The following is an 8,634-nucleotide window of genomic DNA, read 5'->3' on the forward strand; positions in this document are numbered from 1 at the left end:
AACTTGTGGTTGCTGCACTCCGGAACCGATCCGGATTACTTCTCGCCGCTCGAAGTAGCGTGGTCCATGCACACGCTCCTTGGAAGTGCGACGAACGCAAGTATCGACGATCATCTGAACAAGCTTGGATTCAAAAATCCCATCCCCGCTGGCGAAACGCGTACCGGGTTCCTGTTCACCAACCAGGACCGGCAAATCAAGTTGGTCAATATCGATTTGTTCGGCAGCAAAACGTTGATCCCTTTCTCCCTGTTCGTGCCAGTACCGAACGACGCCGGAGACGCGCGTTTCGCGCTGACACCATTCCGGTATTCCGAGTCAGCAACCGTCGATTATCACGATCTTGCTTCATTACGGGCGGCGCTCGAACGCATGCCATGTTGCGCCACCGATGAGAAAGGCGCGACCGAAGCGGACCCGTTGAACGTGATTATCATCGGTACGCTGGGCGATATAGGCACCGCAATGGTTCGGCGCGGCTATCGTCGCGACTTGCGTGACACGGACCTTACGCAGACGCTATTTGGACGCAGACCCGACGTCGTCCTGCGCAAGGAAGCGCAAGCGGGCGCACCTTCCACGACATTGCGCGCATGGCTCGCGCCCATCCGGTTCAACGGAAGATCGGTGTATCTGGCGCAATGTGGACGGCCCATTGGCGGCCGCTTCGCGCATCACGATACGTCGAACCTCGCGTTGCATGGCGACGTCGACGAGGCGCGCAACTTTCTGATCCAGGACATGATGTATTCGGGCGGTCTGGAGAAGCTCGGCTTCGTGTACGGCGTAGGTGCGGCGCCACGGGCAAACCCGCGAACAACACTGAATGGCGCGTCGTATTACACCAATGGGCTGCGCGCCGTAATGTTCTTCGCAACCCGCCCGCTCAACTTCACCAACGTGCAAATTCTTGACTGGGTGCCTTACCTTGAGCAGCGTGAAACCGGTGCACCCGAGGAGAACGGCGATGCCGGCAAGTAGATCCATCATGATGCGACGCAGAGGCTTCGTCGGTCTCGTGGCCGCACTTGCCTGCCTTGCGCTTACAGCCTGCACAACGAAGCCGCTCGTTCCCTACACGACGGATACGCCTCCGCTCGCGCTCGCTCCCGCATCTCAAGCGGGCGTGCAGGACAAGCGGTCACGCTTTCGCGAGACATTCTGCGCGGTGCTCGAAGCACACGGCAAGGCGCTTGCCGACTACCGTCCCTGCGAAGACGCACTGACACGCGTCGGTACCGAGCCCTCTGGCACTGGCGCGCCAGTGGATCTGGGTGAATCGAAGCGTCACCTCATCGCGGCGGTGGTTCCAGGCATCGGTTACGACTGCTTCAAGCCGTGGTTGAATTCGCAGAACGACGTCGCGAAACACGTGCGGCAATTTGGCTATGACGCCTTCATGCTCGACGTCGACGGCCTGTCGAGTTCGCAAAACAACGCACGTCAGATCCGCGACGCCATCATGGCGATGCAACCGTCCACCGAGCCAGGGCAGCTCGTGCTGGTCGGTTACTCAAAGGGCGCCGCCGACATCCTGGAGGCTGTTGTCGAGTATCCGGAGATCCGTAGCCGTGTGGCGGCCGTCGTGAGTGCGGCGGGCGCGGTTGGCGGATCAGCGCTCGCCAACGATGCAGAACAGTATCAGGCCGACATGCTGCGGTACTTTCCCGGCGCGACCTGTACGTCGGGCGACGGCGGCGCCGTACAAAGCCTGCGCCCGGCGGCACGCCAGGCCTGGATGGCGCAGCATCCCCTTCCGCAAGAGCTGCGCTATTTCTCGCTCGTCACCTTTCCCCAACCCGAACGCATATCGTCGATACTCAAATCGAGCTACGACAAGCTTTCGCGAATCGACGCGCGCAACGATAGCCAAGTCATCTTCTACGATCAAATCGTACCCGGAAGCGCGCTGCTCGCCTTTGTGAATGCGGACCATTGGGCGCTGGCTGTGCCCATTGCCCGAACGCACAGCACGATCGCCGCGCTGTTCGTCACGCAGAACGCCTATCCTCGCGAGGCGCTGACTGAAGCAATTCTGCGCTTCATCGAGGAAGATATCGCGACCTCCGGAAAGTGAAGCTTCGCGCGTGCGCAAAACCGGGTCGACCCGGCGGTCTCAAAGCATCATGCCGACCGGTTCTACTTCATCGTGGCCGGTTCGACGGATACGGCCAATGCTTCGGTATAGACGGCTTTGATCTGATCGCCCTTTTTCACGCGCTTGAGACGCTCGGGGTCTTCCACATGAAGCTCGATCGTGTCGCCCTTGGGGCCCTTGAGCGTCACCATCTGCGTCTTGGCATTCACCGCGACGACGTCCGCGATAACCGTCACTTCGCGACCGACCGATCCGCCCGGCTTGGCGCCCGGAACCGAGCGTTCCGAGGACTGGCTCTCAGTCCGCGATGCCTCGCTCTTCTTGTCGAGCAGGCTCAGGCTCAGCGATTCGTGATAAGCGACCTTGACGATATCGCCCACAGCCAGTTGGTCGAAATTGCGTACCTCGTCCGTGACCTCCAGCTCGATCACCTTGCCGGAACGCGTCTTGAGCGTGACGGTGCGCGTGGCGGCGTCGATGCCGACGATGGTGGCCGTCACCTTCGAGGTGCCCTGAACGGAGGCTCCATTCTCGCTCTTTGTGACGTTCACGTTGGTCTCAGGCTCAGCGGTCCATGCTGTTCCGGCTAGCACTAGAGACGCTGCGACAAACAGGCTCCTGCTCATGCGCTTCATTATTGTTGCTCCTCGGTTAAGTGAATGGGCAATTTCACCGGATCGTATAGCCACGGCCCTGCATGCAGGCCGCATAAGCGCGGTAGTACGTGTCCATCGCGCCCTGTGATTGCGCTTGCGTATTCGCCTGCTGTGCGCGACGGTTCTGTCGTGCGCGTGAGCCGCCCACCATCGTGCCCGCTGTCGCGCCGACCGCCGCGCCCTTTCCTGCATCGCCCGCAATGGCCCCGACTACTGCGCCGCCCGCCGCGCCGCGCGCGGCCCCCTGCACGCGTTCTCCGCCGCCCACCGCCGGACCGCTCTGTGGCGGTGGCGCTGCAGAAGCCGTCGCAGGGTCAATACCCGTGTTGCTCTTTGCCCAGCTGTAGCACGCGCCGTCGTCCTTCTGTTGTTGCTGAGCGCTTTGGCCTTTCGCCGGATACGGTATCGGCTTGCTTTGCGCAATGGCATCCAGCGCGAGCAGCGTCATCAGCGCGACACATAGCTGGTGAGTTTTCTTTGCAATCATGCCGACTCCTTGACTCGGTTTAGAGCGTTCGAGACGCAACATGGAGGGTCCAACGGGGCTCGTCCTCGCCGCCACACGACGCATCGGAACCGCGTTACGTCGGAGCTCAGGATTTGCCGCGATCCTTCTGACAAACACCACCGTTGTTGCTCACGATGAACGCCATCGCCCCGCTCCTACCATATTGCACCGGGTAGAGACCCATCGCGAAGCCCGCGAGCATGCCTCCATTGATCGCATAGCTAAAAGCACCGCCCGGTGCTTGCCGCCTCGGATGCGAATGTGGTAGCCGTGGTATGCATCGCCGTGAGTGCAATGCTTAAAGAATGCGCGCTTGCAGCTATCAGCGGAACGAGCGGGCTCGACTTTTTCCCTTTCCTGCGGAGGTTGGCCAATACGGTCCATCCTGCTTTGCTGTTGAACCGCCGAGCTGGCGTGCGTGTATTGCAGCACGCCATTGCACATCCGTCGCGCGAAGCGTACTCGCGTTTCCCATCGAAATAGGCGCTCGCGCCTCGATCGCTTGCGTTCCTTCGCGCCGATACGGCGATGTAGTACCGCGTTACTCTTGTCGCGAAGTCAGCCGTCCTTGTTTAGTGGTACGTCCTGTTAGACGACTCGACGTGCATCCGCGACGATCGCATCATTACTGCCGCTGTGCGCCGCAGTGATCCGTTCTTGCACACTGCTATCCCGCCGCGTCCATGGCGAATGAGATCACCGCACTGCAATCGCTCGACTGACACGTTCCACGGCAGCCTCAAATGAACTTGCATGGACTCTCTCTTTAGAGTTATCTCTTCGCCAAGTAAAAGCGTCGCGCATCACTCCGGTAATTTAAGAACATATTCCGAGCAACACAAGCGTTTTTTGACGAACGGACCCGACATGTTTTCCACATTTTAGTGGCTCGCCATTCACGAATGAGCCGCGTTTCAATACAGAGGTCGACGGCGACCATTCTCCCAAGCCGCTCAAGAATCAGTTCAAACCACGCGTCACCTAATTCGCGTTGTAGCGCTGGTAAGGGAATAGTTGTGACATACTGGTAATGCGGACGAGGAGTCGCTCTACCAGTCAATGCCGAGGACGTAATCAGTTGCTTGCCACTCCGCAGAATGGAGTGGATTTCAAGCTATGCCGGCTGGACCCGTCGTCGCCACGTGAGACGTCGCAGGTGTGGACTGCTTTTCGAACGTCGCCAGCGACCATCTTTTTGACAGACGAGATTCTGCAGGAAGTCGAAAATGCTCCGGCCATCGCAAGCGTCTGCTGTCTCATCGTCGCCATGCTCGGCCGCTTCCTGGCGCGCAAAGGCGACGGCGAACCCCGAGTCGCGACCATCCGGCGACGCCTGCAGCGAGTGAAGGCTTTCACCGCCGCCTCGATGCCGGGACCTGGACGCAGAGCTGCTGTTGGAGCGCGATGAATCCTCTGGCTTTCTCGTTGCTTATGCGCTCTATAACGGCCGCCATGCAATCAGCGTTGCCTTAACGAGAGTCCGACGCGGACGGAATTTTTCCGCGCGGATGAGAAACGCGGCCTATACTGACACTTGACGCGAATTCGGAGCACTGATGCGCGTCGACCGCTCACGGGACCACTTTCGTCTTTGCAACCGTGACTCGCGGCTTTCCGGACCCGCTTTCGCGGGTCTTTTTGTGCGGAGACTTCACTCGAAAGACTTCGGCGTCACGCAATTCCCATTTTCAGAATGATTGTGTGAACGGGGCCTACGAGTTCAAAGCGTCGGTTTGGGCAGGTCACGGCAGAGCTTCAATGCGATCAATCCATGGAGAACATATCATGCTCAAACGTCTGATATTGACGCTCACGGTCCTCTTGATGTTGCCTATTTCTGCTGCTCGGGCCGACGAATATACGGACACCATTAAGCTATTCGAGAACGCGGGAGAAAGCGGCAGTCTTCTGCATAACGCCTACGGTTACGCTGTGTTTCCGAAGATTGGCAAGGGAGGGGTCGGTATAGGCGGTGCCCATGGAAAGGGTCGCGTATATGAGAAAGGAAAACATATCGGCGATACATCGATGACTCAGGTCACCGTGGGCTTGCAACTTGGCGGTCAAGTGTACAGTGAACTCATCGTGTTCAAGGATCAGCGAGCCCTCAAAGAATTCACCAATGGTAACTTCGAATTCGGCGCAGATGCCAACGCGATCGCGATCACTGCGGCGGCTGGCGCCCAGGCAGGCACGACCGGCGGCACGTCTACGAACGTAAGTGGCGGTAAGAAAGACGCCAAAACGACAGGCGCCTATCGAAAGGGAATGGCTGTGTTCACAGTGGCCAAGGGTGGGCTGATGTACGAGGCAAGCGTTGGCGGCCAGAAGTTCTCCTACAAGCCCCGTTGATTTTCGCTTGTTAAAAGGTCTGGGCCGACGAGGCAATAGATGATATGAACGGCCCCGCCAGCCCGGAAGGCGCGCACGGCCGCACGCGCTTCCGTCGCAAGGCTGGGTCAGGTCGGCTCCCACAGCGTCCTGCCTAATCCTCAGTCGTTGCCTGGATTTGCCCCTCCCAGATCGCACTGACGAATGCACGGTAGTCGCGTCGGTTCGGGGAACTGTACTCGGTCGCAAACTCTTCATAGTCCCCGACGAAGGAGCCCTCGGCATTCGGCGCGGTCTTGAGGTCGAACGAGCCAGCCAGATGCAATTCGCTGCTGAAGCTCTTTCCGCCGTCCATCGACGTAGTTTGCCAGTAGTCCGTCGGCAGCGTAGACGTATTGCCAGCTAAGAGGGTGCGGAAGTCGTAGTACGTCACGGCAACCGTCCCGCCAGAAGTGACGCGAACACTGGGATTGAACGCGGGTCGTCCTGTGGGTGGATTGACACGGATGGGAGCGCTCCAGGTCTGGCCGCCGTCGGTGGAGGTCGACAGTGCGATCTCATCGTACTGGCCGCCATTGAATCGCGAATCCTGCCACACGACGTAGAGTTGCCCCGTGGCCGGATCAATCGCAGGCTCTGGAATGATGTCGCCTGTCCGCACAGGCTCACCGGTGTTGGGATCCGTGACTGGCACCGTTTGCAGACCGGCGATGATTTGCGGTTTGGTCCACGTGGCGCCGTCATCGGTCGACTTGACAAACGCGACTCTGCCGGCAGCTTTGCTGAACGGCGGACTGATCAGGTCGAAGAAATCATAGAGCGTCCCGTTCTGAGAGTTGACCACGATCTGGTTGCCGATCGTCTGCTGTCGCGACGGCACTTTCACGATGACGGACGCCGAACTCCATGTCAGACCGCCGTCGACGGTCTTCGAGAACATCGACGGGCCCCGGAACGCGGCCGTATGCATATTCGCGTACGGATTACCATTCGGCAGTTCGAGCCGGTCCCATACCGTGTATGCGACCCCCGCCTTGGTGGGATTCGCTGTCACAGATTCCTTATCATTGAAGAACTGCAGCGTTGGCTCGTTATCGGCAATGATGACACTCAGGTTGCCCCAGCTCAGCCCGCCGTCTTTTGAGACAGCCGCGGCTACCGCATTGTTGTTGTTGGATTGATTGAATGAGATGGAAACAGAGTACGCAGTGCCATCCGGCCCGATGGATACCCAGGGATCAGAGGCTCGCTCATACCCGAGTCCCTTGGCGCAAGCACTGAAAGGCAAAGTCGTTTGTTGCCAGGTAGCACCGCCATTGAACGAAGAAGCGGCAACCAGACCGTGGGCGCCGCCGTTCGACCAGCGGTCCTGCTGCCATACACCGATGAGGTTCGAAGGATTGGCTGGGTTCACGGCCAGCCAGGGTTCGACCTCCGCATTCACATAGATCGTCCCGGGTCCACCGATGGTGCAGCTGGCAAACGGACTGGGACCCGATACCGGTATGGGGGCCGCCGCCCAGCTTGTTGTGCTGGTCGCCAACGCTGCGGCAAGTGGGATTCCGATCAGAAGTGCACGAGGCTTGTTGCAGGGCATAGAAGACTCCTCATCCATATGCGACACGTATCCTGTAGCTCGACAGCGCCCTGGCAGTGGTTAAATGACGCGACGGGATCCCGCTGCCTTGCCTGAGGTCGTCACGACGGCATCGGCGCTCCATGTTCCTGCGATTTTCGCTCGCCGCACGACTACCGCTTCACCGCTGAGGCCGCCAACGCTGATTACCGCCAGCGCGTCGGCTACGACTCTTCGTTACCAGTGCCGCTTCGTATTGCTTTTAGCATGTCTGCCAACCTTGCCGCTGGTGATGTGGATGACAACCACCAAGATGAATGCAATGGAATTCAGGTCGTACGAAACGAGAGCGTGTGAATTTTTTTGCAACAAACACCATTGGTACAACCGGCAGTGTGCATGTAGTCGACATGTAGGGGACGAACGCGGGCCAACCGGACAGCCAGCGCGGGGGCGCGCCGCAACCTCAGCGGCGGCCCGCCTAATCCGCTCAAGCGGCTCTATTCTAGAGCTACCCCGACGCTATCAAAGCACTCCTAATTTCTAGATGCGGCCCGTTCGCAGATCCATTTGCGGCTGGTAATGCAGTTCAAACTGGCGTGTGGCGCTCGCGCTTGCCAGATCCGCGCGTAGCCGGAGGCGATGCGAGAGGCGCTGCGCATCCTCCTTGCCAAACGACCGCACATGCGAACCGCCCGCGCGTTTGGCGTGATACATCGCGGTGTCCGCGTTACGCAACAGCTCGGCGGCACTCCATGCCGACACGGGGTAGCGCGCCACGCCGATGCTCGCGCCCACCGGGGCCCGTACGCACGGAGTGTGAATGGCTCGCGCATGCGTACTATCACGTCGTGCGCAACACGCGTGGCCTCGCCCGGGGGGGCGTCGACGAGGAAAATCACAAATTCGTCACCCCCGATGCGCGATACATGGACTCGTTCGCCGAGCAACTCAGAAAGACGCTGGCCGATGACACGCAGCACTTCATCGCCCGCCGCGTGGCCAATTGAATCGTTGATATCCTTGAACCGGTCGAGGTCGATGAAGAGCAGGTCGACGGAATCGGCCGCCCCTTCATCGACGAGATCGTTCAGGCGCATCAGCAGTTCGCGCCGGTTGATGAGGCCGGTCAGTTCATCATGCGTGGCTTGGCGCAACAAGCGTTCTGAGATCGCGCGCGCTTCGGTGACATCACCTCGATCTTGAAACGTGCCGCGCGCGCGGCATCGGCGTCGTCATGTGCGCCGGCTATTCAACCATTTCGGTGCCCGAGCACGCCTTCGCGCTGATGATGGCGTTGCGCCGCAATCTCGTGCCGTATTGGCGTGACATTTACGCCGGCGACTGGAGCGGCTCGCCGACCTTCTATGCGGAACTGCATCCGGTCATGGATCTCTACGGCTCGACGCTTGGCATCATCGGGTCGGGGCATGGCGGCAAGCGCATCGGCCAACTCGCCGAGGCG

Annotated in this window: 9 protein-coding genes and 1 pseudogene; 4 read left to right on the top strand and 6 right to left on the bottom strand. The window is 59.7% G+C overall.

All coding sequences use genetic code 11. The annotated features are described in order from the left end of the window. Both NCT32_RS36055 and NCT32_RS36060 read left to right on the top strand, forming a co-directional pair. A partial coding sequence (locus tag NCT32_RS36055) for an LssY C-terminal domain-containing protein (protein ID WP_250491461.1) occupies positions 1-981 on the top strand: 981 nt, incomplete at its 5' end. Between the two features lie 7 nt (positions 982-988). Then, positions 989-2,077, top strand: a complete 1,089-nt coding sequence (locus NCT32_RS36060) for a hypothetical protein (protein ID WP_250491467.1) — start codon at positions 989-991, stop codon at positions 2,075-2,077. Between the two features lie 62 nt (positions 2,078-2,139). Here the strand turns inward: NCT32_RS36060 and NCT32_RS36065 are convergent, their stop codons facing one another. The 3 genes from NCT32_RS36065 to NCT32_RS37760 form a co-directional block, all read right to left on the bottom strand. Next, positions 2,140-2,733 carry a hypothetical protein gene (locus NCT32_RS36065; RefSeq protein WP_250491462.1) on the bottom strand — a complete coding sequence of 198 codons (594 nt, stop codon included), beginning with the start codon at positions 2,731-2,733 and terminating at the stop codon, positions 2,140-2,142. Positions 2,734-2,767: 34 nt separating this feature from the next. Beyond that, a complete protein-coding gene (locus NCT32_RS36070) occupies positions 2,768-3,202 on the bottom strand; it encodes a glycine zipper family protein (RefSeq protein WP_409241576.1) in 435 nt (144 codons plus the stop codon). 145 nt (positions 3,203-3,347) lie between these two features. Next, positions 3,348-3,557, bottom strand: a complete 210-nt coding sequence (locus NCT32_RS37760; RefSeq protein ID WP_409241575.1) for a DUF2950 family protein — start codon at positions 3,555-3,557, stop codon at positions 3,348-3,350. 1,490 nt (positions 3,558-5,047) lie between these two features. On the opposite strand from NCT32_RS37760, the gene NCT32_RS36075 reads away from it, so the two are divergent. Then, entirely contained in the window at positions 5,048-5,614 is a 567-nt protein-coding gene (locus tag NCT32_RS36075; RefSeq protein ID WP_250491464.1) for a YSC84-related protein, read from the top strand. Between the two features lie 133 nt (positions 5,615-5,747). Here NCT32_RS36075 and NCT32_RS36080 read toward each other — a convergent pair whose 3' ends face one another. From NCT32_RS36080 to NCT32_RS37770, 3 genes and pseudogenes are all read right to left on the bottom strand, one after another. Further along, positions 5,748-7,190, bottom strand: coding sequence for a sialidase family protein (locus NCT32_RS36080; RefSeq protein ID WP_250491465.1), 1,443 nt, complete (start codon positions 7,188-7,190; stop codon positions 5,748-5,750). A gap of 522 nt (positions 7,191-7,712) precedes the next feature. After that, positions 7,713-7,967, bottom strand: coding sequence for a diguanylate cyclase domain-containing protein (locus NCT32_RS37765; RefSeq protein ID WP_409241577.1), 255 nt, complete (start codon positions 7,965-7,967; stop codon positions 7,713-7,715). A 32-nt stretch (positions 7,968-7,999) separates the two neighbouring features. After that, positions 8,000-8,329, bottom strand: a pseudogene (locus NCT32_RS37770) (GGDEF domain-containing protein); the annotation flags it as partial. A 77-nt stretch (positions 8,330-8,406) separates the two neighbouring features. Between NCT32_RS37770 and NCT32_RS36090 the strand changes: the two are divergent. Next, positions 8,407-8,634, top strand: a 228-nt coding sequence (locus NCT32_RS36090) for an NAD(P)-dependent oxidoreductase (protein ID WP_284508632.1), incomplete at its 3' end; no start/stop codon positions are given.

Source organism: Caballeronia sp. INML2, from assembly GCF_023631365.1.
Classification (GTDB): Bacteria; Pseudomonadota; Gammaproteobacteria; order Burkholderiales; family Burkholderiaceae; genus Caballeronia; species Caballeronia turbans.

Coding starts and splice junctions, on each gene's coding strand:
- NCT32_RS36065 (WP_250491462.1), bottom strand. CDS start 2,733: ATGAAGCGCATGAGCAGGAGCCTGTTTGTCGCAGCGTCTCTAGTGCTA.
- NCT32_RS36075 (WP_250491464.1), top strand. CDS start 5,048: ATGCTCAAACGTCTGATATTGACGCTCACGGTCCTCTTGATGTTGCCT.
- NCT32_RS36080 (WP_250491465.1), bottom strand. CDS start 7,190: ATGCCCTGCAACAAGCCTCGTGCACTTCTGATCGGAATCCCACTTGCC.
- NCT32_RS36070 (WP_409241576.1), bottom strand. CDS start 3,202: ATGACGCTGCTCGCGCTGGATGCCATTGCGCAAAGCAAGCCGATACCG.
- NCT32_RS36060 (WP_250491467.1), top strand. CDS start 989: ATGATGCGACGCAGAGGCTTCGTCGGTCTCGTGGCCGCACTTGCCTGC.